Origin of the sequence: Streptomyces sp. V1I1, from assembly GCF_030817355.1 — a bacterium.
In the GTDB taxonomy this organism is placed as follows: domain Bacteria; phylum Actinomycetota; class Actinomycetes; order Streptomycetales; family Streptomycetaceae; genus Streptomyces.
Window position 1 is genome coordinate 1,518,159 of sequence record NZ_JAUSZH010000001.1, and the last position, 25,454, is coordinate 1,543,612.

The 25,454-nt window shown below is 68.7% G+C and carries 25 protein-coding genes and 5 pseudogenes; 9 read left to right on the forward strand and 21 right to left on the reverse strand.

What is annotated here, in order from left to right:
• Position 1: 1 nt before the first annotated feature.
• Positions 2 to 1,282 carry a 4-carboxymuconolactone decarboxylase gene (pcaC, locus tag QFZ67_RS07435; protein ID WP_307660305.1) on the reverse strand — a complete coding sequence of 427 codons (1,281 nt, stop codon included), beginning with the start codon at positions 1,280 to 1,282 and terminating at the stop codon, positions 2 to 4.
• A 604-nt stretch (positions 1,283 to 1,886) separates the two neighbouring features.
• Positions 1,887 to 2,075: pseudogene (locus QFZ67_RS07440) on the reverse strand (short-chain fatty acyl-CoA regulator family protein); the annotation flags it as partial.
• A gap of 112 nt (positions 2,076 to 2,187) precedes the next feature.
• Between QFZ67_RS07440 and QFZ67_RS07445 the strand changes: the two are divergent.
• Positions 2,188 to 2,346, forward strand: coding sequence for a hypothetical protein (locus QFZ67_RS07445; RefSeq protein ID WP_307660306.1), 159 nt, complete (start codon positions 2,188 to 2,190; stop codon positions 2,344 to 2,346).
• 529 nt (positions 2,347 to 2,875) lie between these two features.
• Here the strand turns inward: QFZ67_RS07445 and QFZ67_RS39060 are convergent.
• A complete protein-coding gene (locus QFZ67_RS39060; RefSeq protein ID WP_373430211.1) occupies positions 2,876 to 3,277 on the reverse strand; it encodes an endonuclease domain-containing protein in 402 nt (133 codons plus the stop codon).
• A gap of 96 nt (positions 3,278 to 3,373) precedes the next feature.
• Here QFZ67_RS39060 and QFZ67_RS07450 point away from each other — a divergent pair.
• Together QFZ67_RS07450 and QFZ67_RS07455 are read left to right on the forward strand one after the other, a co-directional pair.
• Positions 3,374 to 3,975: pseudogene (locus QFZ67_RS07450) on the forward strand (IS701 family transposase); the annotation flags it as partial.
• A 474-nt stretch (positions 3,976 to 4,449) separates the two neighbouring features.
• Complete coding sequence (locus QFZ67_RS07455; protein ID WP_373429961.1) at positions 4,450 to 4,716, forward strand: transposase; 267 nt, start codon at positions 4,450 to 4,452, stop codon at positions 4,714 to 4,716.
• Positions 4,717 to 4,989: 273 nt separating this feature from the next.
• Here QFZ67_RS07455 and QFZ67_RS07460 read toward each other — a convergent pair whose 3' ends face one another.
• The gene (locus QFZ67_RS07460) at positions 4,990 to 5,127 is read right to left on the reverse strand and encodes a hypothetical protein (RefSeq protein WP_307660307.1); all 138 of its coding nucleotides are present in this window, start codon (positions 5,125 to 5,127) and stop codon (positions 4,990 to 4,992) included.
• A 90-nt stretch (positions 5,128 to 5,217) separates the two neighbouring features.
• On the opposite strand from QFZ67_RS07460, the gene QFZ67_RS07465 reads away from it, so the two are divergent.
• From QFZ67_RS07465 to merB, 4 genes and pseudogenes are all read left to right on the forward strand, one after another.
• Positions 5,218 to 6,903: a ribonuclease J gene (locus tag QFZ67_RS07465; RefSeq protein ID WP_307660308.1), complete on the forward strand. Its 1,686-nt coding sequence runs from the start codon at positions 5,218 to 5,220 to the stop codon at positions 6,901 to 6,903.
• 140 nt (positions 6,904 to 7,043) lie between these two features.
• Positions 7,044 to 7,772 (forward strand): spermidine synthase, encoded by a 729-nt coding sequence (locus tag QFZ67_RS07470; RefSeq protein WP_307660309.1) that lies wholly within the window; start codon positions 7,044 to 7,046, stop codon positions 7,770 to 7,772.
• An 832-nt stretch (positions 7,773 to 8,604) separates the two neighbouring features.
• Positions 8,605 to 9,621 carry a DNA-directed RNA polymerase subunit alpha gene (locus QFZ67_RS07480; protein WP_307660310.1) on the forward strand — a complete coding sequence of 339 codons (1,017 nt, stop codon included), beginning with the start codon at positions 8,605 to 8,607 and terminating at the stop codon, positions 9,619 to 9,621.
• A 259-nt stretch (positions 9,622 to 9,880) separates the two neighbouring features.
• Positions 9,881 to 10,057 (forward strand): annotated as a pseudogene (gene merB / locus QFZ67_RS07485) (organomercurial lyase); the annotation flags it as partial.
• Between the two features lie 63 nt (positions 10,058 to 10,120).
• Here the strand turns inward: merB and QFZ67_RS39065 are convergent.
• From QFZ67_RS39065 to QFZ67_RS07530, 9 genes and pseudogenes are all read right to left on the reverse strand, one after another.
• Positions 10,121 to 10,705 (reverse strand): annotated as a pseudogene (locus QFZ67_RS39065) (protein kinase); the annotation flags it as partial.
• Positions 10,706 to 10,796: 91 nt separating this feature from the next.
• Positions 10,797 to 11,585 (reverse strand): AAA domain-containing protein, encoded by a 789-nt coding sequence (locus QFZ67_RS07495; protein WP_307660311.1) that lies wholly within the window; start codon positions 11,583 to 11,585, stop codon positions 10,797 to 10,799.
• A 329-nt stretch (positions 11,586 to 11,914) separates the two neighbouring features.
• Positions 11,915 to 12,490 (reverse strand): hypothetical protein, encoded by a 576-nt coding sequence (locus tag QFZ67_RS07500; protein ID WP_307660312.1) that lies wholly within the window; start codon positions 12,488 to 12,490, stop codon positions 11,915 to 11,917.
• A gap of 2 nt (positions 12,491 to 12,492) precedes the next feature.
• Complete coding sequence (locus QFZ67_RS07505) at positions 12,493 to 13,653, reverse strand: ROK family glucokinase (RefSeq protein WP_307660313.1); 1,161 nt, start codon at positions 13,651 to 13,653, stop codon at positions 12,493 to 12,495.
• A gap of 237 nt (positions 13,654 to 13,890) precedes the next feature.
• The gene (locus QFZ67_RS07510) at positions 13,891 to 14,718 is read right to left on the reverse strand and encodes an ATP-binding cassette domain-containing protein (RefSeq protein WP_307660314.1); all 828 of its coding nucleotides are present in this window, start codon (positions 14,716 to 14,718) and stop codon (positions 13,891 to 13,893) included.
• Complete coding sequence (locus QFZ67_RS07515) at positions 14,715 to 15,776, reverse strand: ABC transporter permease (RefSeq protein ID WP_307660315.1); 1,062 nt, start codon at positions 15,774 to 15,776, stop codon at positions 14,715 to 14,717. Before QFZ67_RS07515 ends, QFZ67_RS07510 begins: the two co-directional genes overlap by 4 nt.
• Positions 15,773 to 16,786, reverse strand: coding sequence for a sugar ABC transporter substrate-binding protein (locus QFZ67_RS07520; protein WP_307660316.1), 1,014 nt, complete (start codon positions 16,784 to 16,786; stop codon positions 15,773 to 15,775). Before QFZ67_RS07520 ends, QFZ67_RS07515 begins: the two co-directional genes overlap by 4 nt.
• A gap of 128 nt (positions 16,787 to 16,914) precedes the next feature.
• Positions 16,915 to 17,907, reverse strand: coding sequence for a sugar ABC transporter substrate-binding protein (locus QFZ67_RS07525; protein WP_307660317.1), 993 nt, complete (start codon positions 17,905 to 17,907; stop codon positions 16,915 to 16,917).
• Positions 17,908 to 18,076: 169 nt separating this feature from the next.
• Complete coding sequence (locus tag QFZ67_RS07530) at positions 18,077 to 18,796, reverse strand: GntR family transcriptional regulator (protein WP_307665756.1); 720 nt, start codon at positions 18,794 to 18,796, stop codon at positions 18,077 to 18,079.
• A 154-nt stretch (positions 18,797 to 18,950) separates the two neighbouring features.
• Between QFZ67_RS07530 and QFZ67_RS07535 the strand changes: the two genes are divergently transcribed.
• The gene (locus QFZ67_RS07535) at positions 18,951 to 19,955 is read left to right on the forward strand and encodes a Gfo/Idh/MocA family oxidoreductase (RefSeq protein WP_307660318.1); all 1,005 of its coding nucleotides are present in this window, start codon (positions 18,951 to 18,953) and stop codon (positions 19,953 to 19,955) included.
• A 14-nt stretch (positions 19,956 to 19,969) separates the two neighbouring features.
• On the opposite strand, the gene QFZ67_RS07540 is transcribed toward QFZ67_RS07535, so the two are convergent.
• From QFZ67_RS07540 to QFZ67_RS07555, 4 genes and pseudogenes are all read right to left on the reverse strand, one after another.
• Positions 19,970 to 20,377 (reverse strand): PaaI family thioesterase, encoded by a 408-nt coding sequence (locus QFZ67_RS07540; protein WP_307665757.1) that lies wholly within the window; start codon positions 20,375 to 20,377, stop codon positions 19,970 to 19,972.
• Positions 20,378 to 20,451: 74 nt separating this feature from the next.
• The gene (locus QFZ67_RS07545) at positions 20,452 to 21,630 is read right to left on the reverse strand and encodes a cytochrome P450 (protein WP_307660319.1); all 1,179 of its coding nucleotides are present in this window, start codon (positions 21,628 to 21,630) and stop codon (positions 20,452 to 20,454) included.
• On the reverse strand, positions 21,630 to 21,761 hold the full coding sequence (locus QFZ67_RS07550) for a hypothetical protein (RefSeq protein ID WP_373429962.1): 132 nt from the start codon (positions 21,759 to 21,761) through the stop codon (positions 21,630 to 21,632). The genes QFZ67_RS07545 and QFZ67_RS07550 overlap by 1 nt, the downstream gene beginning before the upstream one ends.
• Before the next feature lie 29 nt (positions 21,762 to 21,790).
• A pseudogene (locus tag QFZ67_RS07555) lies at positions 21,791 to 22,654 on the reverse strand (sensor histidine kinase); the annotation flags it as partial.
• Between the two features lie 146 nt (positions 22,655 to 22,800).
• Here QFZ67_RS07555 and QFZ67_RS07560 point away from each other — a divergent pair.
• Positions 22,801 to 23,010, forward strand: coding sequence for a hypothetical protein (locus tag QFZ67_RS07560; protein WP_307660320.1), 210 nt, complete (start codon positions 22,801 to 22,803; stop codon positions 23,008 to 23,010).
• Positions 23,011 to 23,025: 15 nt separating this feature from the next.
• Here the strand turns inward: QFZ67_RS07560 and QFZ67_RS07565 are convergent, their stop codons facing one another.
• From QFZ67_RS07565 to QFZ67_RS07580, 4 genes are all read right to left on the reverse strand, one after another.
• On the reverse strand, positions 23,026 to 23,649 hold the full coding sequence (locus tag QFZ67_RS07565) for an NAD(P)-dependent oxidoreductase (RefSeq protein ID WP_307660321.1): 624 nt from the start codon (positions 23,647 to 23,649) through the stop codon (positions 23,026 to 23,028).
• A gap of 24 nt (positions 23,650 to 23,673) precedes the next feature.
• Positions 23,674 to 24,039 (reverse strand): hypothetical protein, encoded by a 366-nt coding sequence (locus QFZ67_RS07570; protein WP_307660322.1) that lies wholly within the window; start codon positions 24,037 to 24,039, stop codon positions 23,674 to 23,676.
• Between the two features lie 173 nt (positions 24,040 to 24,212).
• A complete protein-coding gene (locus QFZ67_RS07575; protein WP_307660323.1) occupies positions 24,213 to 24,599 on the reverse strand; it encodes a hypothetical protein in 387 nt (128 codons plus the stop codon).
• Between the two features lie 64 nt (positions 24,600 to 24,663).
• Positions 24,664 to 25,290, reverse strand: a complete 627-nt coding sequence (locus tag QFZ67_RS07580; RefSeq protein ID WP_307660324.1) for a dihydrofolate reductase family protein — start codon at positions 25,288 to 25,290, stop codon at positions 24,664 to 24,666.
• Positions 25,291 to 25,454 lie beyond the last annotated feature (164 nt).

Genomic DNA, 25,454 nt, shown 5'->3' on the forward strand with positions numbered 1-25,454 from the left:
GCTACGGCCCCGGAGTGGTCTCCTCCTGGATGACGGCGTGGGCGACCCTGAAGGCGGAGTTCGCCGCCGGGACGCCGCAGTACACGGCCGCGTGGATCAGGACTTCCTTGATCTCGGCGGGGGTCAGGCCATTGCGCAGGGCGGCCCGGGTGTGGAAGGCCAGCTCGTCCAGATGCCCGCCCGCGACCAGCGCGGTCAGCGTCACCACGCTGCGGGTGCGTCTGTCCAAACCCTCGCGGGTCCAGACCTCGCCCCAGGCGTAGCGGGTGATCAGCTCCTGGAAGTCGCCGGTGAAGTCGTCGGCGGCGGCCGTCGCCCGGTCCACATGCGCGTCGCCGAGGACCTCGCGGCGGACCTTCATGCCCGCGACGTACGGATCGGGGCGGCCCGAATGCACCGCTTCGGGCTGCGCGGGCGAGGCGGACGCGATCTCGCCGACAGGCGCCACCGGGGCGGAGATCGCGGGCGCGACCGGCGGGGCAGCGATGGCGGAGAGTGTGTCGTTCCAGGCGGTGGAGAAGTGGCGTACGAGAAGGTCGGTGACGGCGGCGGGCTGCTCGACCGGCGCGAGGTGCGAGGCGCCGGGCACCAGCGCGAGCCGGGCGTCAGGAATCCCGGCGACCAGGGTGCGGGCCTCGGCGGGACCGGTGACCTGGTCCTCGGAGCCGACCAGGACGAGGGTGGGGACACCCACCAGGCCGAGTTCGCCGCGCACGTCGAAGGCCGCGAGCGCCTCGCAGGCGGCGATGTAGCAGCCGGGGTCCGTGGTGCGAACCATCTGGACTGCCCACTCGACGATCGCGGGCTGGGCGGCGGCGAAACCGTGCGTGAACCAGCGCTCGGGTGCGCTGCGGGCCATCGGGTCCAGACCGTTGGTACGGACGATCACGCCGCGCTGGCGGAACTCGTCCGCGGTCCCGAACCGGGGCGATGCGGCGACCAGCGCGAGGGAGGCCAGCCGGTGCGGATGACGCAGCGCAAGCTCGACGCCGATCGCGCCGCCGATGGAGCAGCCCACGTAGCCGAAGCGCTGGATGCCCAGCTCGTCGAGGGTGGCGAGCAGCCGGTCGGCGAGTTCGGCGACGGCGGTGGCGGGGTGGGCGGGGGCGCCGCCGTGGCCCGGCAGGTCGAAGCGGAGCACCCGCCACTGGCGGGACAGATCGGCGATCTGCCGGTCCCACATGTGCCATGTGGTACCCAGTGAGGGACCCAAGATCAGGACAGGAGCGTCTTCTGGCCCGTCAAAGCGGTATTGCAGGGTGTTCTTCGGTGTCTCGCTCACCCGTCCGACCCTCTCATCTGTCACGACAGCCCCTATGAGCGGGGTCCTGGCTGTAGCTGTTTGACCAGGTGGAAGACCGCCCGGGCCGCCTCACGGCTTCCCAGTTCCTGGCCCGATTGCGTATCTCCCAGCACCACCTCCCCCGCAGGGCGACGACGACAGGTCTGCGGAGCAGGCGGCGTACTGGACAGGGTCGAACTGGACATGCCCGTTCCCCTTTCCGGTCCGACGGCGCGTCGCGTTGCCGGCACCGGGCCGCGTCGGGCGGTCAGAATCGTGAGGACGCCACAACGAACGGCAGGCCCCTATCGGGACACGCCCCGCCGGCCCGGCACCGACAACGCACCAACCCCAGCCAATGGCCGACACTGTGTAATTCAGACACTCCGGTCAAAGGTGTCATGAGTCAGACCGCGGACCCGGGACAGCACCCACCCATCCTCCCGCCCGTCACAGCATCCCCACCCACAAACACTGAGCATGTTCAGTCCCAGCCCCAGGGACATCCCGGATCTGACTCCGGCCGATCGTCATACGGCACAGAAGCCGACACCTTCGTTCAGGTTGCTCCACGACCGGTGCGGCTTCTCCACGGCTGCGTGCGCTACGGGGCAGGGCAACAACCTGCTGCGTTCGGACCGCTACTCAGTGGGCGGCCGAGCAACGGCGCCGCCCGCCGTGGGCGCTCAAGGCGTTCGCAGACGCGGCAGCCCATCCCGATGGGGGTGGTGACCGCGGTGCGGCCGAGGTCGAGACCGTCGGAGTAGACGAGCCGGTGGGCTTGGCGGATCTCGTAGAAGGAGTCCGGCCAGACCGACTTCTACCAGCAGTCCGATTGGGTGCTGGCCTATTCGCTGTGCGAAGACCTCTGCCATTGCAAGAAGTCGGAGTAGCGGTCGGGCCAGATGCTTCAGACGATCTACTCCGCCTTCGAGCGACTCCTCGTCGCCGAGGGCGACCGGCGCCGTGTGCGCATTGAACTGCACGAGTCTGAGCCCGAGGAGCAGTCCGCGGCTGTCCTCGCCATCGCTGACTACAAGAAGGACTTGGGGCTCGCCGAGTAACAGGCGTGGGGTGGCCTGAAGGAGCCACCCCACGAAGTCGCCTACCGTGCCTGCCGCTTCACGTATGCGACTGCGGTCATGCCAGTAGAAAAGACGAACGGCACGACAGCCCCGCCGGAAGCAACAGCGGTGAGGGGGGACTGTCCGAGAGCGGCAAAGCCGACCCCGGTGGTAAGCCCAACAATCATGGAGATCAAGGCGACAACGACCACGTGGTACACGCGGTGGTCGCAGGTAGAGGTGGTTGCGGACAAGGAGGGCCCTCCCAGGCATCGTCAGAGCGCCGTTACGGAACCAGGGCAGGAGTCAACCCGCCGCCGGATCTGAGTCACGACGTCGCCGCCCATCGGGCGTCGCCATAGGTGAGCGCCGACCAGGCGCCCCTATAGGGACTCTGCCACCGCGCCGTGATAGTCGGCCATCTGCACCGATGCACCTTGCCTTTCAAGGGTCTCGTTAACCACGTACATAGTAGCCAACACCACTGCCATCCACACGAGTTGGCAGGATCCATCTGGGGCTTGCGGGCTTACCGGTGTCGAGCCGCACCGGCATGCGCGAGGTGCCCCAGGCAGAACTTCAGCGTTCCAGCAAGGCGAAGGCGACGGGCAGGTGAGTTGGCCAGGTAGTCGTTCACGCGCCCCCAGTCCCTACGGTCTCTGGGGAGGAGTTCGTACCAGGCAAGGCCACGAGCATTGCACCCGCTACACAGCAGGCCGCGGACGCACGCTCCGCATATGGACCAAGCGGCGTCCGACGGCTCACAGCATGCGTGATCATGGTCGATGTGCCAGTACGAGGAGCTTCCGTCACGGTCGGGCCCGCGCCCGCACAACGCACATACTCCGCCCTGAAGCTCCAGGATGGCCCTCACATCGCCTGCCGTCAGGTTGTATCGGCGACCTTGCCGGGCTATCCGACTACAGCTCAGGCAGTGCCCTGCGCGTCGACCTTCTCCCCTGTATTAGTACTCCAGTCAGAAATCGTGTCCTGAGCTGGTTCTTCTCGTTGTCCGGTCGTGGAGGGGATTGCTGAAGTCGAGGGCTGGGCAGCGGAGTTGGAGTCGGTCTTCGCGCGTGTTGCGGGACGGTTCGGGCGGGCAGACCTTCGGTGGCGGATGCGGGACTACGTCCGCGGGCTGCTGGCGCCGGTGGGCCGCAAGAACGGCTGGCAACTGGCCGAGTACGCAGGACATCGCGACCCTGCCGGGCTGCAGCACTGAACGGTGCCCGCTGGGACGCCGATGCCGTTCGAGACGACATGAGGGAGTACGTCGGCGAACGGCTGGGCCCGGGTGGGGTATTGATCATCGATGACACCGGGTTCATCAAGAAAGGCACCACGTCGGCCGGGGTGTCGAGGCAGTACACCGGCACGTCCGGGAAGATCGACAACTGCCAGATCGGTGTCTTCGCGGCCTACGCCACCGCCCGCGGACGGGCCCTGGTCGACCGCGAGCTCTACCTGCCCAAGTCCTGGACCAAGGATCGAGAGCGGTACCGGGCGGCGAAGATCCCCGACGAGCGCGCCTTCGCGACCAAGGGCGAGTTGGCCAAGGATCTGGTCCGTCGCTGCATCGCCGCAGGTCTGCCCGCCGCATGGGTGACCGCCGACGAGGCCTATGGACAGGACTGGCCCGCACCCGCACCATCCGACGACCTGGGCCCAGGTCGTCGGTGCGCAGTGAGCACAACTCCTCGCGGCGCAGGGCAGCATCGTAGGCCAGGGCCAGCATGAGCCGGGTGCGTACCGGCTCGGCGGCGGCTACCGCCAGCACGGCCCGCCACTGCTTGTCGCTGGGGATCCAGGGGAGCTGCACCAGCCTCCGTACCAGCCCCCGCTGCTGCGCGCCACCACGGGCCCCAGGGGTGTAGCAAGTCGGGCGATGGACCGGTGCAGATCGCCCGGATGTACAAACTCGCCAAGGGCTCGGCAGTCAAGGCCCGCACCCAGGCCATAGGGGCACCCCCCCAGCACCTGCCCGGCGGGGGCCTCAGTAACCATCACGTGTCACTGCGCCTATGACGGGGGCTTGACTGCCGACCCGAACCTGCGGGAAAAGCTGGCCGGGCTGAACAATGGAGAACTCTTCCGCACCTGCGCGTGGCTCGCCGACGACCCGACGGGCGGCGTAAGTCGGTGGAGCCGATGGCAGCGCGACTCGGGAAGGACGGGAACCGCCAGGCCATGGCCCATTTCGTGACCACCAGCCCGTGGGATCCGGCCCATGTGCGCGCCCGGCTGGCGTGGATGATGGAGGCAGCGATCCGGCCGACTGCCGCGGTCTTCGAGGACTCTCCATGGGCGCGTGAGATTGAGCTGCGCGACCCTGACGGCAACCGGCTGCGGATCGGCACGCCGACGGCATGACACTCGCCGGCAGTGCGCGGCAGGGAAGCTGTGCTGGTGGCTGAGCGGGTACGAAGCCGATCAGAGCGGAGGAGGCGCGGGTGCCGACGGCGATCGCGACAATCGCCTCGAGGATGTTGTAGGTGATGGTGGCGGCGACCGGCGACCAGGATCCGTATGCGCCGGGTGAGCGCGGCCCGGCGGCTAGGGGGCGGCGCGAGGGGCACGGATGTCGGCGCGGTCATCAGCAGCAGACCTGGCGCCGAGGTGTTCGCCGATCAACGTCCGGGAGTGTCAGGCAGCACTCACCCGGCGTACGACCTGGTCGACGGCCGCGTCCGCTTGGCCGGACAGGTCTTTGGTGACGGCGACGACGGCATCCAGCAGGGCGAGTTCGTCGTCGCTACTGGCGCGGGCGCAGCCCCGCTCCACCCCGCTGACCGCCGCAGCCGCGCCGTGTTGAACCGGCTGGTTGGGGCAGCCAGTGGATCACCTCGGCAGACTCTCCGGTAACGTCAGAATATGAGTCATCCGCATCCCGAACTGAAAGCCGCCCCTCCCCTGTCTGAAGGAGGGCTGAGGGTCGTCGCCCTGGGCGGTCTGGGTGAGATCGGCCGCAACATGACCGTCTTCGAGCATGCCGGCAAGCTGCTCATCGTCGACTGCGGCGTGCTGTTCCCCGAAGAGACCCAGCCCGGCGTGGACGTGATCCTGCCGGACTTCACCTCGATCCGTGATCGCCTGGACGACATCGTGGCCGTGGTGCTCACCCACGGCCACGAGGACCACATCGGTGGCGTGCCGTATCTGCTGCGAGAGCGCTCCGACATCCCTGTCGTGGGCTCGAAGCTGACACTGGCGTTCCTGGAGGCCAAGCTCAAAGAGCACGGAATCCGGCCGCGCGCGGTGCGGGTACGTGAGGGCGACCGGCGCGGCTTCGGCCCCTTCGACTGCGAATTCGTGGCGGTCAACCACTCCATCCCGGACGGTCTCGCGGTCGCGATCCGCACCGGGGCCGGGCTGGTGCTGCACACTGGTGACTTCAAGATGGACCAGTTCCCGCTGGACGACCGCATCACCGACTTGCGCGCCTTCGCCCGCCTCGGCGAGGAAGGCGTCGATCTTTTCCTCACCGACTCCACCAACGCCGAGGTCCCTGGCTTCACCACCTCCGAGCGCGACCTGAACCCGGCGATCGAGCAGGTGATGCGTACCGCCCCGCGCCGGGTGATCGTCTCCAGTTTCGCCAGCCATGTGCACCGCATCCAGCAGGTCTTGGACGCCGCGCACCAGCACGGCCGCAAGGTCGCCTTCGTGGGCCGCTCCATGGTCCGCAACATGGGCATCGCCCGCGACCTCGGGTACCTGAAGGTTCCCAGCGGCCTGGTCGTGAGTATCAAGGAAATGGAGAAGCTGGCGGACCACAAGATCACCCTGGTGTGCACCGGATCCCAGGGCGAGCCGATGGCGGCTCTGTCTCGGATGGCCAACCGCGACCATGTGATCCGCATCGGCAAGGGCGACACCGTCCTGCTCGCCAGCTCCCTGATCCCCGGCAACGAGAACGCCATCTACCGGGTGATCAACGGGCTGACCCGATGGGGCGCCCATGTCGTCCACAAGGGCAACGCCAAGGTGCACGTCTCCGGGCACGCCAGCGCCGGTGAACTCGTGTACTGCTACAACATCGTCAAGCCCCGCAATGTCATGCCCGTGCACGGCGAATGGCGCCACCTGCGGGCCAACGCCGACCTGGCCATCCGTACGGGGGTCGATCCCGAGCGGGTGGTCATCGCCGAGGACGGCGTCGTCGTCGACCTCGTGGAGGGGCGTGCGTCGATCACCGGCAAGGTGCCCGCGGGCAACGTCTACGTGGACGGCATGGAGGTCGGCGGCGCCACCGAGGCGTCCCTGAAGGACCGCGTCACTCTCGCGGAGGAAGGCGTGGTCACCGTAGTGGCGATCGTCGATGCCGACACGGGCGCCCTTGCCGAGACTCCCGACTTCCTGGCCCGCGGGTTCGTCCACGACGACACCACCTTCGAACCGGTCATCCCTGTCATCGAGAAGACTCTGGCGACCGCAGCCCAGGAAGGCGTCGGCGACGCACACCAGCTGGAACAGCTCATCGCCCGTGCCGTGGCGAACTGGGCCTTCCGTACCCACCGCCGCAGGCCCCTCATCATCCCCGTCATCATCGACGCCTGACCGGCGGCCCCCTTGCCCTCTCCTGCCCTGCCCTGCCCTGGCGGCAGCAGGGACGGTTTCGCGCCTGCGTCCACACCTGCGCAGAGCGGCGTTCCAGGCACCGACTTCGGGCACCGACGGCGCGTCAGAAAGGTAAACGGATGAGCGCGCGTTTCGAGGAGATCGACTGGCGCCCGACAGCGATGGGCGACATCAGCCTGCGGCGCCGACGCGACCCGGCATCGGACACCGATGTATACGAGGTGAAGCTCGGCGACGAGTTCTTGATGTCCAGCCTCTTCACAACCGGCGAGATCGCGCTTGCGGAACTCGGACTGGCGAAACTGCCCTGCGCCGAACTGGACATTGCCGTCGGCGGACTCGGACTCGGGTACACCGCCGAGGCTGTGCTGGACGACCCCCGAGTGCGCTCGCTGACCGTGATCGAAACGCTCGCCGAAGTCATCGACTGGCATCAGCGGGGCCTGGTCCCTCTCGGCGCCCGGCTAACTTCGGACGCCCGCTGCCGCCTGGTTCAAGGCGACTTCTTCGCGATGGCGGCCGATTCGTGCGGTCTGGACCCGAGGGAGCCGGGCCGCCGCTTCCACGCCATTCTGCTGGATGTCGACCATTCGCCGCGCCATGTGCTCCACCCGCGCCACGCGGCGCTCTACCAGCCTGCCGGGCTACGCGCTCTCACCGAACGCCTGCACCCCAACGGGGCCTTCGCCCTGTGGTCGAACGACCCGCCAGACAAACAGTTCACCTCCGCACTCACAGAGGTCTTCCCGCAATCAGCGGTCCATCTCGTCGACTTCGACAATCCCCTGCAAGGAGGCACCTCGACCAACACCGTCTACGTGGCCAGGACAGAACCAGGCCCGCCGTAGGCAAACAGTTCGGCCAGCCCCGGGTCGGTCATCGCCATCACCGCGTACCAGGGCCGCATCAGGTGGAAGGTGCGGCCAGCCTCGTCCGGAAGCAGCGCCTCGACGACGGCGACCAGGACGGCTGCGGCCCGCGCCGCTGAGGTGAGGCGAACTGGACCCTAAGGGTGTCCCGAGCAGGAGGACCAGGGTCTGCAGATTCTCGGTCACGGAGACGCACAGCCTCCACGGGCCGATGACGAGGCTGTCCTCGTTCCGGTCGCGAAGCAGCCCCGGATGGCTCAGCGCACTCACAGCGACGCACGGCATGAAGCGCCACCACATCCCCGTACCCCGTACCGGACGCACCAGCGGGCCGGGCTTCCACTCCAAGTCTAGCGGTTCGCTATTGCTGCTGGTCAGGCGGGTAATTCTGAGGGCAGCGAGCTGACTGGCCGTCACGCGGGCCGATCTACGGCCGCGGAGGCGGGACCAAGTGCAGGTCTGCTCGGGTCCGTCGGGCGGAGCGCGCGAGGGCTTCGGTGGTTCTGACACAACTGAGTGACGAGGAGACGTTTGGCTAACCGGCGATCATGGTCTATGTTGCGCTCGCCACCGGCGGGCTCCGGCCTCACCATCCCCGATGTGACCTCGATCAGGAGTCCACCCCGAAGGACCGACGTACAGGGTCATGCCATCGGGGACGAGCACTAAAGCTCATCCCATGAGGCACTTGAGGTTGCGGGCGCCGTGCACCACGAGGAAGTGCACGTGGTCACCAGAGACCGTATCGCCCGTACCCTTCGTGGTGTCTACGGCGTCATAGCGGGCGCCCAACCACTGGAGGCAACACCCCGTGCTGATTGCTCAGCGTCCGTCCCTGACCGAAGAGGTCGTCGACGAGTTCCGCTCCCGGTTCGTGATCGAGCCGCTGGAGCCGGGCTTCGGCTACACCCTCGGCAACTCCCTGCGTCGTACGCTCCTCTCCTCGATCCCGGGTGCGGCGGTCACGTCCATCCGCGTCGACGGCGTTCTGCACGAGTTCACCACCGTGCCGGGCGTCAAGGAGGACGTCACCGACCTGATCCTCAACATCAAGCAGCTGGTCGTCTCCTCGGAGCAGGACGAGCCGGTCGTGATGTACCTGCGCAAGCAGGGCCCGGGTCTTGTCACCGCCGCCGACATCGCGCCCCCGGCCGGTGTCGAGGTGCACAACCCCGACCTCGTCCTCGCCACGCTCAACGGCAAGGGCAAGCTGGAGATGGAGCTGACCGTCGAGCGCGGTCGCGGTTACGTCTCCGCCGTGCAGAACAAACAGGTGGGCCAGGAGATCGGGCGCATCCCGGTCGACTCGATCTACTCGCCGGTGCTGAAGGTCACGTACAAGGTCGAGGCGACCCGTGTCGAGCAGCGCACCGACTTCGACAAGCTGATCGTCGACGTCGAGACCAAGCAGGCGATGCGTCCTCGTGACGCCATGGCGTCGGCCGGTAAGACCCTGGTCGAGCTGTTCGGTCTGGCCCGCGAGCTCAACATCGACGCCGAGGGCATCGACATGGGCCCGTCCCCGACGGACGCCGCCCTTGCCGCCGACCTGGTGCTGCCGATCGAGGAGCTGGAGCTCACCGTCCGTTCGTACAACTGCCTCAAGCGCGAGGGCGTCCACTCCGTGGGTGAGCTCGTCGCCCGCTCCGAGGCCGACCTGCTGGACATCCGCAACTTCGGTGCGAAGTCCATCGATGAGGTCAAGGCGAAGCTGGCCGGCATGGGCCTGGGCCTCAAGGACAGCCCGCCCGGATTCGACCCGACCGCCGCCGCACTCGGCGCGGACGACGACGCGGACGCGGGTTTCGTGGAGACCGAGCAATACTGAACGCTGCGCTGCGCCGGTCATAGAGACACCTCGCGTACAGGGACAGGAGAACCTCCACGCTGTTCCCTGCCCGCTGGGCGACCTCGGCCGGGTCCGCGCCCGCGCACAAACCCTGGCGAAGGCAGCCGGCGACAAAGCGGCGCAGCTCCGCCACTTCACGCACGACCCGCTGCTCGGCCAGCCGCGGTCGCCGGCTTCTGGGCTTGCCTGCTGTGCCCGTCACCCCAGCTGGTCTGGCGCAAGGCGACCCCGGCCGGGGTTCCCCGCCGTCCTCGGCCACACCGCCCAGGTCACCTCCCCATGCCGGGCCACCGGGGACCCGGTCCGCCTCACCGCGACGCCCGACGGACCCACGAACGTGGAGCCGGCCACCGCCGTGGTCTCCATCGTCACCCCCGACGCGCCCACCACGGTCCGTGCGTCCTTCTGCAACCAATGCCGACACCTGTGCTGCGATGGCGGCCGCCTCGTGCGGGGCCAGGGTGCCGCGCATCGACCGCTCCTGGGCCAGGCTCCAGCCGTCGACGAGCTCCATGACCAGGTAGAGCCGGCCGTGGAGGGAGCCGAAGTCGTACACGCCCACGACGTTCGGATGGTTGAGACGGGCCGCGGTCTGTGCCTCCAGCCGGAACCGCTCGATGTCCGTCGCCTCGTCCGTTCTCAGGAGCTTGACCGCGACGGGGCGCCCGAGAACCTGGTCAGTCGCTCGCCACACCTCGCCCATCGCGCCGCGTCCCACCACGTCGAGCAGCTGCGGGGCATGACCTTCCACGAGCCGGGCCAGACGAGCGTCCACTTCCCGGATCTGCTCGGAGAGCTGGCCGATCCGGTGAGCCAGCAGACCCAGCGTGATCCGAGTGGCCTGCAGCACCCACTCCTCGCCGACCGCTTCATGTTCTCGAGCACTCAGTACACGCACGCCCAGCCCGCAGGCTGGTGAAGACGATGCGATGCAGCGCGGCGTTGTCCTGACGGTCGCCGCCGCCCTTGAGGCGACGGAACTGCCGGCGTCCCGAGGAACACCGAGTCCTACGGCTTGCCGAACAGTGGGTCCAACAGGGCCGGCCCAGCCAGAATCCGCCATGCCGGCACCCGGACAGTCCGCTCCACGGGCTCAAACTTCGCCCCCGTACCACCGGAGGGCAGTCCAGTGAGCAAGTCGCCGCGCGCATGCATCAGCCGCAAATGTCGGGCCTGATCCTGGCCGTGCACGGGCCCAGGATCAATGAGCACCGCCGTGTTCGCACCATCCACCGTGAACAGCAGGTCCACGCTGTGCCCGCCCACCATCGCTGCGCGCTCCAGTTCGGTGACTCCACGGAGACCGAGGTACTCCTGGAGCTGGTCCCCGAGCTCTTCACGCAATCCCGAAGGCGCCCGCATCCCGAAGGCCGCGTCCTGTTTCGTTTCGACCCCGCTCGCAGCACCGCCGCTCGCTCCGCGAGCAGCGCCGGCAACCCGGCCTGGCCCTGCCAGAAGGCGTGACTGCCCACCGTGATCAACTGCGACTTGGCCCGCGTGACCGCCACATTCCACAGGTTGACCTGGCTCGCCACCCAGTGCGTCGTACGCGGAGGGGTGTTGCCGGTCGCTACCGGACTCAGCACCATCACGTCACGCTGCCCACCTTGGAAAGCGTGAACAGTGCCGACCCGCACCCGGTCGTCATCTGCCCATACGCATGCCAGCGCTTCCTTCTGGGCTCGGAACGGTGTGACCACCCCGACCGTCGCATGGTCGGGCAGCCGCGCGAGCAGCTCGTCCACCGTCTCCCGCACTTGCTCGGCCTCCGCCGCATTGCGCCAGGACTGGCCTCCTGCGCCGCGCGCGGATTCGCCACCGACACGTCGGCTTGCCTCTCGGTTGGTCAGCCCCATCTGCACGAGCCGGAAGTATTCCTCCCGCTCGGCTCGGAGCTTCACAGGCCCCTGAGCCTTGCGAACCTTACGGATCTCGAAGTCCATCGCACCCCTTGAGCTGGGGTGTTGCGACGACCACTAGAACCGAAGCATTCCGGCGGGGCTTCGTCGTCTCACGCGCTCTCACACGGACCTCACGGACTGTGCTGACTCCCCCGGACTATGATGCCCTGACCTGGCATCAAGCTCCCGTCCTGGATCGGCCGGACGCCCCTGGACGGTCGCTATGACATGTGCCAGGTGGTGCCGAGGGAGGGGCCGAGGATGAGCACGGGGGCGTCGTCCGGACCGTCGATCCGGTACTGCAGGGTCTTCGGGGGCGTCTGCGTCTCACTCACCTGTCCCACGGTAATGAGTGGAGGTCCAGCCTCCGGTCAGGGGGTCGCCGTCGATACGACATACACCTTGGGACGGGAGAGATAAGTCATGTCCACGGTGATGTCCTGCGAGGGCCGCGGGTCCTTCTGCGCATGCGTGGTGCCCGCCCAGTCACTTCCCGCGCTGAAGTCCCAGCCGACCGTCTCGGCGTCTCGCGCGCTGATGGTGACCACACCGTCGTCGAGCTGGGAACGGCTGGTGCCCACGCCCTTCAGGAACCGGTCGAGCCCGGCGGACGTGGTGCGGAACTGCACGTACAACCGGCTGGTCTTCCAGTTGCTCGTCTCGTAGTAGGCGACATCCGTGGACTTCTCGGGGATCGGCACCTCGAATACACGGCGCTTCATATGCGACGGCCAGCTTTCGCGCAGGCCGGTCGCCGAGGACTCCGACTCCTTGTCGCGGCCGCTGTCGCGGCTCTGCTCGGCGGAGATGACCAGATAGCCGGCCGGGATGCCGACGAGCAGCACGATGATGATGGCCGTCAGCCAACGGCGACGGAGCATATGGCGCCGGCCCTCGGGGGGACGGGCGCTCTCGTCCGGGGACGTGGACTGGCGGGGCACGGTCATGGCTACGGTTCCTGGGTGGGGCGGGCAGTGCTGGAGTTACGGATGGCCTGCGCATAGCGCTCGTACCGCTCGTGGCGCTCCACCCGGCGCCGGTTGGCGCGGCGGAAGCGGCGGGCCACAAGCCGCGCGAGGTCTGCGGCGCCGACCATACCTGCCTCGGGGCCGAGCTGGGCCTTGACGATGCGAGCCTCGGGGCGGTAGCCGCGGCCGGTCAGATGCCGCCGGAAGGCATCCCGGGCGGGGCCGATGAGCAGGTCGTCGGCGGCGCTGACGCCGCCGCCGATGACGAAGCAGGAGGGGTCGAGGGCGGCGGCGAGATTGGCGATGCCGACGCCGAGCCACTGGCCGATGTCCTGGAAGAGCTCGATGCACATGGCGTCGCCCTCGCGGGCGAGCTCGGTGATGATCGGTCCGGTGATGTCGCCGACGTTGCCGCCGACCCGGTCGATGAGGCTGTACGCGACCGGGGAGTCGGCCACGGCGAGCTCGCGGGCCTCCCGTACGAGAGCGTTGCCCGAGCTGTACTGCTCCCAGCAGCCGCGGTTGCCGCAGGGGCAGCGGTGGCCGCCGGGCACGACCTGCATATGGCCGAATTCGCCGGCGACCCCGTACTTGCCGCGCTTGACCTGGCCGTCCTCGAGGATCGCGCCGCCGATGCCGGTGCCGAGGGTGATCATGACGAGGTGGTCCTCGCCGCGGCCCGCGCCGAAGCGCCATTCTGCCCAGGCGGCGGTGTTGGCGTCGTTGTCGACCAGCACGGGGACGGCGAGCCGGGCCGACAGGGCATCGCGCAGGGGCTCGTTGCGCCAGGCGAGGTGGGGGGCGAAGAGGACCTTGGAGCGGTCGGCGTCGACCCAGCCGGCCGCGCCGATGCCCACGGCGTGCACATCGTGCCGGTCGGACAGGTCAAGGACGAGCTCGCAGATGGTGTCCTCGACGACCTTCGGGCTCTTGGACTTGTCCGGCGTCTCGGTGCGGATCTTCTCCAGGATGACCCCGTCGGCGTCGACGACGCCCGCCATCACCTTCGTACCGCCGATGTCGATGCCGACGGTGGGGACGCGGGGCGCGGTCAGGTGCGAGCGCCGCTCGCGGGTGCCGATGGTCTTCAGGACGGTGGCCCGCGCGGAGCCGCGGTGTGTGAAGTCGCGGTAGGTGCTCATGTCCCTGCGGGGTCTCGGAGGCGGGTGGGTGGTTCACCGGCGATTCTGCCAGGCACCGCGCCCGCCGGTGCGCGTGCGGGTTGCCGCCCGCCCCGGGGCTCCGCCCGGACCCCGGGTATGCGACCTTCGGCCGCATGTCCTCAATGGCCGGACGGGCTGGAAAAGTCGGCAGGGCCGCACCATCAAGCCCGTCCGGCGTTTGAGGACCGGGGGTCCGGGGCGGAGCCCCGGCAGGCACTAGGCCGCGGGCGGCTCGTCCTTCACCGGATGACCGCCCAGGTGCGTCGGCGTCGGCGCACGCTCCAGCTCGTGGCGCAGGTCCTCCAGCTCGCTGCCGCCCGCCATCTGGCGGGTGAGCTCGTCCAGGGTCACCGAGTCCTTGGTGTGGCTGCCCGACATCTTGCCGCGCTTGAGCAGTACGAAGCGGTCGCCGACCAGATACGCGTGGTGCGGGTTGTGGGTGATCAGCACCACGCCCAGTCCCGCGTCGCGTGCCGCCGCCACATATTTCAGCACCACGCCCGACTGCTTCACCCCGAGCGCGGCAGTCGGCTCGTCCAGCACCAGGACCTTCGCGCCGAAGTAGACGGCCCGGGCGATCGCCACGCACTGGCGCTCACCGCCCGACAGCGTCCCGATCGGCTGGTCGACATCGCGCAGGTCGATGCCCATGCGCAGCAGTTCGGACCGGGTGGTCTCGCGCATCAGCTCGACATCGAGACGCTTGAAGGGACCGACACCCTTCGTCGGCTCGGAGCCGAGGAAGAAGTTCCGCCAGACGGGCATCAGCGGTACGACGGCGAGGTCCTGGTAGACCGTGGCGATACCCCGGTCCAGCGCCTCGCGCGGGTTGGCGAGGCTCGCCTGCTCGCCCTCGATGAGGAAGGTGCCCGCGTCGTGCCGGTGCAGACCCGCAATGATCTTGATCAGGGTGGACTTGCCCGCGCCGTTGTCGCCGAGGACGCAGGAGATCTGCCCGGCGTGGACCTCGAGCGAGACACCTTCCAGGGCACGGATGTTGCCGTAGTACTTACTGACGTTGTCCAGCTCGACGAGGGCCGTCATTTGCTTGCCTCCGCACGCTTGCGGACCCATGCGTTGAGCAGGGTGGCCAGAAGGAGCATCGCTCCCAGGAAGAACTTGAACCAGTCCGGGTTCCACTCCGCGTACACGATGCCCTTGCTGGTCATGCCGAAGATGAACGCGCCGACCGCCGAGCCGATCGCGGAGCCGTAGCCGCCGGTGATCAGACAGCCGCCGATGACGGCCGCGATGATGTACGTCAGCTCATTGCCGACGCCCTCGCCGGACTGCACCACGTCGAACGAGAACAGCAGATGCTGGCCGGAGACCCAGGCGGCGAAGGCGACGCCCACATACAGGCCGATCTTGGTCTTGTTGACCGGGACGCCGACCGCGCGGGCCGCGTCGGCGCCGCCGCCGACCGCGAAGATCCAGTTGCCGAATCGGGTACGCAGCAGAATCCAGGTGGCCAGCGCGACCAGTGCGAACCACCACAGGATGGTCACCTTAAGCGTGACGTCGCCGAGGGTGAGCTGGGAGGCGAAGAGCTTCTTCGCCGAGGCGAAGCCCTCCATGTCGCCGATGGACTTGGTCGAGACCGTGCCGCTGATCAGCTTGGTGAAGCCGAGGTTGAGGCCGGTCAGCATCAGAAACGTACCGAGCGTGATGATGAAGCTTGGAAGTTTCGTACGGGTCAGCATGAAGCCGTTGAACACCCCGACCGCGAGCGTCACCAGCAGCGAGACGAAGATGCCGGCCCAGACGTTCGCCGTCATCTGGTAGCTGAACATCGCGGAGATCAGCGCGGAGCTGGTCACCAGGACGCCGGCCGAGAGGTCGAACTCGCCGCCGATCATCAGCAGCGCGACCGGCACGGCCATGATGCCGAGGGTCGACGCCGCGTACAGGACGGTGGAGAGGCTGGATGCCCGCAGGAACGAGTCCGCCACGATCGAGAAGAAGATGAAGACCGCGGCGGCGCCGACGACCGAGCCCAGCTCGGGCCGGCCCATCAGCTTGCGCAACGGCGAGGTGCGCAGCAGCCGCTCGTCACCCTTGTCGGGCTGCCGGGTGCCGGCAGGTGGTGCGGTCGCACTCATCGGGTCCCCCGCTCTGTGTATTCCTCCAGCTCTGCGGCGTCCGTCTTGGTGATGATCTGCGGTCCGGTGAGGACGGGCCGCCCGCCGCCGAGCACATCGGCGTTGTACTTGTAGAGCCACAGCAGGTCCACGGCCTGATACCCCTGGAGGTACGGCTGCTGGTCCACGGCGAAGCCGAGCGTCCCGGCCTTCAGACCGGCGGCGACCTTGGCGTTCAGGTCGAAGGTGTCCACCTCGGCCTTGCTCTCCGCGGTCTTCCTCGCCTGCACGGCGGCGTCCGCGAACGGCGCGCCGAGCGTGACGACGGAGTCGATGGAGCGGTCCGACTGGAGCTTCGCCTCGATGGACGCCTGTACGTCGGGCATGTTGGTGCCGTCGACGTACAGGTTCTGCAGTTCCCCGCCGAACGTCTTCTTCGCACCGGCGCAGCGCTGCTCATGGCCGACGTTGCCCTGCTCGTGCAGCACGCACAGGGCCTTCTTCCTGCCCCGCTTGTCGAGTTCGTCGCCGACGGCCTCGCCGGCGATCGTCTCGTCCTGGCCGATATGGGTGAGCGCGCCGTACGCCTTGGACTGCTCGGAGCCCGAGTTGACGGTGATCACCGGGATGCCGGCCTTCTCCGCCTCGGCGATGACGCCCTTCATGGCGTCGGGCTTGGCGAGCGAGACGATCAGTCCGTTGACCTTCTTGTCGATGGCCGCCTGGACGAGCTGGGCCTGCTGCTGGCCCTCGTCGCTGTGCGAGTACAGGAAGTTGATGTTGTCCTTGGCCGCGGCCTGCTCGGCGCCGCTCTGGACGATGTCCCAGAAGGTGTCGCCGTCGCCCGAGTGGGTCACCATGGCGAAGGTCCAGCGGGGGGTGGTGACGGCGGACTTGCCGGCCGCGGCCTGGGCCTTGCGGGCGTCCTCCGCGCGCTTGCCGCCCGTGCTGCTGCATCCCGCGAGGGAGGCTCCCAGTACCGCTGCCAGCACCGCGCCGAGCGCGCGTACCCCTGTCCTTGCCCTAGCCACGACGCCGTGCCCTTCTTGCCGTACTCGCTGTACTTCTCGGTGCGGCCGGGAGTCGTCACAGCTCTCCCCGGCCGCCCAAGTATGTGTCACAGCAGGTCGGCGGGTGGGCATCGGGTACGCCGGGTACGTCATCGGGTGCCGTCGGCGGTCAGCTTCTCCAGCGCCGGCACGTCCTTCTCGGTGACGAGGGCCGGGCCGGTGAGGATCGGCTTGCCGCCGCCGATCACATTGCCGTTGGTCTTGTTGAGCCAGAGCTCGTCGATGGCAAGGTAGCCCTGGAGGTAGGGCTGCTGGTCCACGGCGAAGCCGATCTCGCCGGCCTTGAGCTGCTTGACCACCTCGGCGTTGAGGTCGAAGGTGTTGACCTCGGCGCTGGAGCCCGCGCCCTCCTTGGCCTTGACGGAGGCGGCGGCGAAGGGTGCGCCGAGCGTGACGACGGCGTCGATGTCCTTCGCGCTCTGCAGCTTCGCCTCGATGGAGGAAGTGGATGCGGGCATGTTGGTGCCCTCCACGTTGAGGTTCTCGACGGTGCCCTTGAACGTCTTCTTCACACCGGCGCAGCGGGCTTCGAGCGAGACATTGCCCTGCTCGTGGATGACGCAGATGGCCTTCTTCTTGCCGCGCTTGTTGAGCTCCTCGCCGACCGCCTCGCCGGCCACCGTCTCGTCCTGACCGATGTGGCTGAGTGCGCCGACCTCCTTGGAGAACTCGGCGCCGGAGTTGATCGTGACGACGGGTATGCCGGCCGCGACGGCCTTCTTGACGACGTCCTTGACGGCTTCCGGCTTGGCGAGGGTGACGATGATGCCGTTGACCTTCTGGTCGATGTAGGTCTGGATGAGCTGAGCCTGTTCCTTGCCCTCCTTGTTGGCGGCGTAGAGGAACTCGACGTTGTCCTTGCGGGCCGCGACCTTGGCGCCGCTCTGGACGATGTCCCAGAAGGTGTCGCCCTCGCCGGAGTGCGTCACCATCGCGATCTTCAGCCGTTGGGTGGTGGCGGGCTCGCCGCCGCCTTTGGAGGGGCTGTCCTTCGCCTCCTTGCCACCGGAACTGCTGCATCCGGCGACGACGACCAGGGCACATGCGGCGAGCAGCGCTGCTGCCCTGCGGGTGGTACGCATGGTGGATCCGCCTTCTCTCCCGGCCGCCCGGTTGCGGCTGGGTGAGTTTTTACGGCGGTCGAGGGACCCAGTCAAGACTTTGTCCGAACATTCTTACGCGAATGACATTCTTACGTGACCCCACGGCGCGGCGGTCCGGGTCGCGGCCGGGCCACGGCTACGGCTACGGCTACGGCCGGACGAGCAGCTGGAACTCGAAGGCGTAGCGCGAGGCGCGGTAGATGTGCGAGCCGAACTCGACCGCGCGGCCGGTGTCGTCGAAGGTGGTGCGCTCCATCGTCAGCACCGGAGCGCCGGTCACCTCGGTGAGCAGTTCGGCCTCCATGGCGGTGGCGGCCCGCGCCCCTACCGACTGGCGGGCGCTGTGCAGGGTGATCCCCGCGGCCCGCATCATCCGGTACAGGCCGGTGGCCTCAAGACGTTCGGTGTCGCAGTCGAAGAGGCCCGCGGGCAGATGGTTGCGCAGCCTGGCCATCGGCTCGCCATGGGCGTACCGCAGCCGCTCGACGAGCTGGACGTCGCTGCCCTCCGCCACACCTAGGGCGGCCGCGACCTCCGCACTCGCAGGCTCGATGGCGTTGCGCAGCACGATGGTGGCCGGGCGTTGGCCGGCCGCCTCGAGATCGTCGTACAGGCTGCTGAGCTCCAGCGGGCGCTTGACCTGGCTGTGCACGACCTGGGTGCCGACGCCGCGGCGGCGGACCAGCAGGCCCTTGTCGACGAGGGACTGGATGGCCTGGCGGACGGTCGGGCGGGACAGGCCGAGCCTGCCCGCCAGCTCGATCTCGTTGCCGAGCAGGCTGCCGGGGGTGAGGGTCCCTCTCTCGATGGCCGCTTCCAGCTGTTGCGACAGCTGGAAGTAGAGCGGGACCGGGCTGGTGCGGTCCACGCTCAGCTGGAGAGACAGAGACGGGTCCGTCACGTGTCTGGGCTGCTTGGGCACGGAGCGAGAGTAGTCGCAGGGAATGTTGACGGGAAGTCGTGAAGTTCGGTTGTCAGGACAAAGTCTTGACAGGGAGGCGGCCCCCCGCCACCTTTGGGCCATGCGCATCGGACTCATCGGAACGGGACGTATCGGTACCTTTCACTCGGGCGTGCTCAGCCGCCACCGGGAGGTGGGTTCGCTGGTCGTGGCGGACGCCGACCCGGCACGGGCGGCCGAGGTCGCCGAGCGCACTGGGTCCACGGCCGCGCCCAGCGCGGACGAGATCTTCGCCTGGGGCGTGGACGCCGTGGTGATCGCCTCCGCCACCGCCGCCCACGCCGAACTCATCGCCCGCGCCGCCCGCGCCGGGCTCCCCGCCTTCTGCGAGAAGCCGATCGCCCTGGATCTGCCGGGCACGCTCGCCGCGCTGCGCGAGGTCGAGTCGGCGGGCACCCTGCTGCAACTGGGCTTCATGCGCCGTTTCGACGCCGGGTACACCGCGGCCCGTGAGCTGGTGCGCTCCGGGCGGCTCGGCCGGCTGCACACCGTACGGGCCATCACCTCCGACCCGGCCCCGCCGCCAGCCGCGTATCTGCCGCTCTCCGGCGGCCTGTACCGGGACTGCCTGGTCCATGACTTCGACATCCTGCGCTGGGTGACCGGGCGCGAGGTGGTCGAGGTGTACGCGACCGGCTCGGACGCGGGCCCGGCGATGTTCCGCGACGCGGGCGACGTCGACACGGCGGCCGCGCTGCTCACGCTGGACGACGGCACGCTGGCCACGGCGACGGCCACCCGGTGCAACGGCGCGGGTTACGACGTACGGATGGAACTCGCGGGCGAGCTCGACCAGGTCGCGGTCGGCCTGGACGACCGTACGCCGATCACCTCGACCGAGCCGCAGGGCCCGCCGCCGGCCACCAAGCCATGGCCCGGGTTCCTGGAGCGGTTCGCCCCCGCGTACGAGGCGGAGCTGGACACTTTCGTCCGGGTGGTGCAGGGCGAGGCCGAGAACCCCTGCGACGGCCGCGAGGCGCTGACGGCGCTGCGGATCGCGGAGGCGTGCGAGCTGTCCCGGCGGGAGCACAGGCCGGTTCGGCTGGAGGAGATCCCGGCAGACTGACTCCTGGGGCGTTCTCAGGACTGTTGCGCGGACGGTGCGGACAGTACGGTGCCCTGCGCGACGGCGCAGAGCGTCTCGTCGCCGTCGGCGTTCACGGTGAAGAGATCGCAACGGGCAACGGCCTGACGGCGGCCGCTGTGCACGACGGACGCCCGGGCCACCAGTGTCACGCCGGTGGCCGGGCGGATGTACTGGACGGAGAAGCCGCCGGTCAGCACGGCGGGACCGAGCGTCGTACCGGCGGCGAAGGTGATCGAGTTGTCGGCGGCGTACGCGATCACTCCCCCGTGCAGATAGCCGTTCTGCTGGAGCAGTTCTTCCCGGACGTCGACTTCGAGCACGGCCTGTCCATTGCCGAACGCGGTGATCCGCGCCCCCAGCAGACGGCTGAACGGCTGGCTGTCGAGGACCTTCTGGGCCATCGCGAGGTCAAGTCCCGGCACGGTGCGGCTCCTTGGACGGTCGGTGAAGGGGGTCAGCGGGGTCGCGGTCGGGGCTACCAGCTCACCGGGAGCCTGCGCACACCGCGCATCAGCAGCCCCGGCAGCCAGTCGAGCGGGCCCTCGGACGGGTCGAGTGCGAGGTCCGGGCAGCGTTCCAGGAGGGTGCGGACCGCGATCCGGGCCTCCATGCGGGCGAGCGGCGCGCCCAGGCAGAAGTGGATGCCGTGCCCGAAGGCGAGATGGCCCCGGGTGTCCCGGTGGATGTCGAAGCTGTCCGGGGCCGGGTAGCGGGACGGGTCGCGGTCGCCCGCGGCCAGACCGACCAGCACCGTCGCCCCGGCCGGGATCACCTGGTCGCCCACGGGGACCGGCTCGGAGGCGAAGCGGGTGGTGGCGTTCTCCACCGGGCCGTCGTAGCGGAGCATCTCCTCGACCGCTCCGTCGAGCAGCCCGAAGTCCGCGCGCAGATCGGCCAGTTGGGCGGGGTGGGTGAGCAGGGCCCGTACCCCGTTGGAGATCAGATTGACGGTCGTCTCATGGCCGGCGATCAGCAGCAGATAGGCGAGTGCGCGCAGTTCGGCGGCCGAGAGCCGGTCGTCGTCCTCCGCGCGGGTGCGGATGAGGGCGGAGAGCAGATCGTCGGCGGGACCGGCGCAGCGCTTGTCCTCGATCAGCTCGTCCAGGTACGCGGCCAGTCCACGGATGGCGTCCTCCTCGGCCCCCGCTCCGGTCGGGGCCACGACCTCGTTGGACCACTTGCGGAACGCGTCGCGGTCGGCGGCCGGGACTCCGAGCAGCTCGCAGATGACGATGATCGGCAGCGGGAAGGCCAGCGCGTCCACCAGATCGCCGTGCCCGGCCGGCAGCATCTCGTCGAGCAGCTCGTCGGTGATCTGCTGGATGCGCGGACGCAGGCTCTCCACCCGGCGCCCGGTGAATTCACGGGCCACCAGCTTGCGCAGCCTCGTGTGGTCGGGCGGGTCCAGGACCAGCAGATTCGGGCCGACGACCTCTTCGTCGAGCATCATCGTGCCGACCGTGGCAGGCGATTTGGACAGCCGCGGGTCGGCGAGCGCGGCCCGCGCCTCCTCATGACCGACGATCAGCCAGAACTGCTCGCCGCCCGCCATTCGCACCTCGTGGACGGGTCCCGACTCGCGCAGTCGCGCATAGTACGGATACGGGTTCGCGGTGAAGTCCGCTCCGTACTCCCCCAGATCGACAGTCGTCATCACCCCAGCCTACGTGGGCCCTCCTCGTCGAGCAGGCCCGCGTCATGCGCCAACAGAGCGATCTGGACACGGTTGTTGAGGTCCAGTTTGGCCAGGATGCGGGAGACATGGGCCTTCACGGGCACGCTCATATAGAGGGTCGCGGCGATCTCCGCGTTGGACTGGCGAGCGTGGGCTGCGGCCGGTCGGCCCCGTCGCCGTCGCCGGGTGCGCGCAGCACGCCGATGATCTCGCGCAGGTCCTGGAGCGCCTCGTGCGCGCTGTCGCGGATCACTCCGGCGGCCCGGGCGACTTCGGCCGGTGGCGCGTCCGGCCGGAATTCGAGGGCGCCCGCGTGGACGCTGAGGAGGGTCAGCCGGTGGGCGAGCACATCGTGCATCTCGCGGGCGATGGCCTCGCGGGCGAGCCGCTGGGCGTGCTCGGCGCGCAGCTCGGCCTCGGTCTCGGCCCGCCGGGCGCGCTCGCGCAGCGCGACGACGAGCTGGCGTTGGGCGCGTACGAGCATGCCCCAGCCGATCACCAGCAGGATGAGGATCACGCTGGTGACGAGCGAGGCCAGGTAGGACATGGTCGGATCGGGGCGGACGGCGGCGGCGACGGCCGAGCCCGCGAAGGCGAGGGCCCCGACGACCGCGACGGGCTTGAAGGGGCGGTGCACGGCGAGGCTGAACAGAGCCACCAGCATCGCGCCGGCGGCGACCGGCGACAGCACGGACACGACGAGCAGGGTGATGGCGAGCCCGAGCGGCGCGCGCCGCCGCGCCCACAGCGCACAGCAAGCCGCGGCGCCCACCAGCTGATCGGCGAAGACGACGAGTTCGGAGTTGCCCGCCTGTTGGCCGGCCTCGGAGGCGAGCAGGCCGACGATGGCGGCGAGGACGAACGCGAGGGTGTCGACGACCCAGTCGCGTACGGTACGGCGCGGCCTGGTCCTGCCCCGGCCGCCGCCATCGCCGGGGCGGTCCGGGTCCAGGGGATCGGACATGGCTGAGGGCAGCAGCCAGGGGTACTCCGTGCGCGTCATATCGATAAATCTACGCAGGTGGGAGCCCCGCGGTGGCCGCCTGGACGAGGGAAGCTACCAAAGTCGCGCAGGCTCAGACTTTCGGCGTGCGCACCGCATGCCGACGGCCGACGCGGGCTCCGCCGCGTCCCCGCGAGGCTCGCCGCATGAGGAAAATCTTCGAGGCGGTCGGCTTCGTCCTGATGGTCTGGGGCGTGGCCGGTCTGGTCCATGAGTTCACCGGCTGGTTCCGCATCTGGGTGGTGGTGCGGTACCTGGACTTCCTCGACGGCTACGAGATCTTCGCGAACATCGTGCTGGCGGTGCTGGGACTCGCGCTGCTGGTGGCCTCGGACCGCGGCGGCAATCGCGTCTAGGCACCGGGGCCGGTTTCAACCGGTGAGGATGGCGATGCGGCCGGACCAGGTCGGGTCGTTGAGCTGCGAGAGCATGAAGTGGGCGACGTCCGCTCGGCTGATGCGGGGCATGCCCTTGAAGTCGAAACGCTCACCGACGCGGTAGGCGCCGGTGAAGGGCTGGTTGGTCAGCGTCACCGGGTAGACGAGCGTCACGTCGAGGGCTCTGGCGAGGAGCTTGCGGTCCGCCTGCTCCTTGTCGGCGAAGAGCTTCCTCAGCATGGTGCGGTAGAAGAGCCGCTGCGGCAGCGAGGCTTGCGCGTAGGTCCGGCCGACGCCGAAGGCGGAGAGGAAGATCAGGCGGCCGACTCCCGCTTCATGCAGGGCGGGGATGATCGCGTCCACGGTCCGGCCGACGATGTCGGACGTCAGGCTCTTCCCCGATCCCATCGTGCTCAGTACCGCGTCCTGGCCCACAGCGGCTTTGGCGACCTCCTGTCCGTCGGTGACATCACCGACAAGCACGGTCAGCCGGTCGTCGGGCTGCGAAAGCTTTTCCGGACTGCGGACGAGCGCGGTGACGTGATGGCCCTCGTCGACGGCCTGGGCGGCCACTTGCAGGCCGGTGGGCCCGGTCGCGCCGAGAAGCAGGAGTTTCATGTCGGACTCCCGACCCGGTACAGGTCAACCCATCTGCGCTTTGACGTGATCGACCACGTCGTTGAACTCCTTGGTCGGTGAGAAGTCGATGTACTCGCAGTCCTCGAGCGCTTCCGGGACATGACCCGGCGGCCAGTAGAAGGCCTGTCCTGCTTCGTAGATCTCGTCGCCGTGCTGCGTCCGCATCTTCAGCCGCCCCTTGAACAGGTAACCCCAGTGGGGGCAGGGACAAAGATCCTCGGGCATGCCCTTCATCGCAGGCCCCATGTCCGTGCCCTGGGGAAACCGCACAAAGGCGACGGTCATCTCTCCCCCCACGTCCTGCATCCGCAGCTCCACACCGCCCCCTTCGATCGCGATGGGAGTGTCGTTCCGTGTCGTCGCCGTCATGACTGCGCTCCTCCTTCTCCGGCTTCACCGGCTGCTCCGGCTTCACCGGCTTCACCGGCTTCACCGGCTTCACCGGCTTCACCGGCTGCTCCGGCTGCTCCGGTCTGCTGGCCCCCGGGAAAGCTCCCTCTCCTCCAGCCTGTGCCCGACGGCTGCGGTGCGCGACATCTGGGTCACTTCCGGTCGGCGGCCTCGGTCAGCCGGGCGACCTCCGCCGCGTGCTCGCTCATGCGGTTGCTGACGCTGCCCCCCGTGTAGAGCGCGGCCCCGACGACGGAGACCGGCACGGACAGCCCGATGACCCCGAGGAGTTCGGGCCAGTCCCGCTCCGCCGTGCACTTCGAGCCGTTCCCGGCCCCCCTGTTGGCGGTGGACTGGTCCGTGAAGAGCCGCGCCTCGCACTCCGTATCGCCGTACTTGCCCTCGATCTCGTACGGCATGAGCAGCAGCACGGCGAACCACACCCACAGCAACGCGGCGACCGAGAGCAGACCGAAGCCCCAGCTCTGGGCGCGCTTGGCACGCTCGCGGAACTCCATGTCGTACGTCAATGATCGCATGGCGCACGAACCTAGCAAGCGGTCCGGCCGTCCGCGCGGCGGCCCAGCAGCATCAGCTTGAGTGCTACGCGCCTTCGTCGAGCTCGTACGTGCCGTACTGGGGGCGGCCCTCCAGCTCGTACGTGTGGATGGCCACGCCGGTGCCCGTGGTGCGCGATGCGGCATGCCGGAACGCGGTGGGAACCGCGCCGTCCGCGAAGAAACGACGGCCCTTTCCCAGCACGACGGGGAAGACGAGCAGGTTGAGCGTGTCGATCAGGTCGTGCTTCATAAGGGACTGGGCAAGGCCGCCGCTGCCGTGGATCTGCAGCTCCCCGTCCGTGCGCTCCTTGATCGCGGCGACCTCTTTGACGAGGTCGCCGCCGATGACGGTGGTGCCCTCCCAGTCGGCCTCGTCGAGCGTGGTCGACGCGACGTACTTCGGCAGGGTGTTGAGCCGCGAAGCGACCGGGTCGTCGGGGTCGGTCACCTTGGGCCAGTAGCCGGCGAAGATCTCGTACGTACGGCGGCCGAGCAGGAAGGCGCCGGCCCGGTCGAAGACCTCGGTGATGAACCGGCCGAAGTCCTCGTCTCCGTACGGTACGGACCAGCCACCGAGGTCGAAGCCGTCGCTGGGATCCTCGTTCGGACCGCCGGGGGCCTGCATCACGCCGTCGAGCGTGACAAAAGTGGTGATCGAGAGCTGTGCCATGGCAGTTGCCTGCTTTCGGAAGTGCTTTCGGGAGTGCGGTGCTGGAGTTCGGTATTCCGGTCCATCAGCTCAGACCTAGCCCGCGCCGGGAATTCATCGGTCGGGCCGGGCTGTGGGTGGAGGGACACACACGGATTCAACGTCCGTTTGCCGCCAGACCCGAG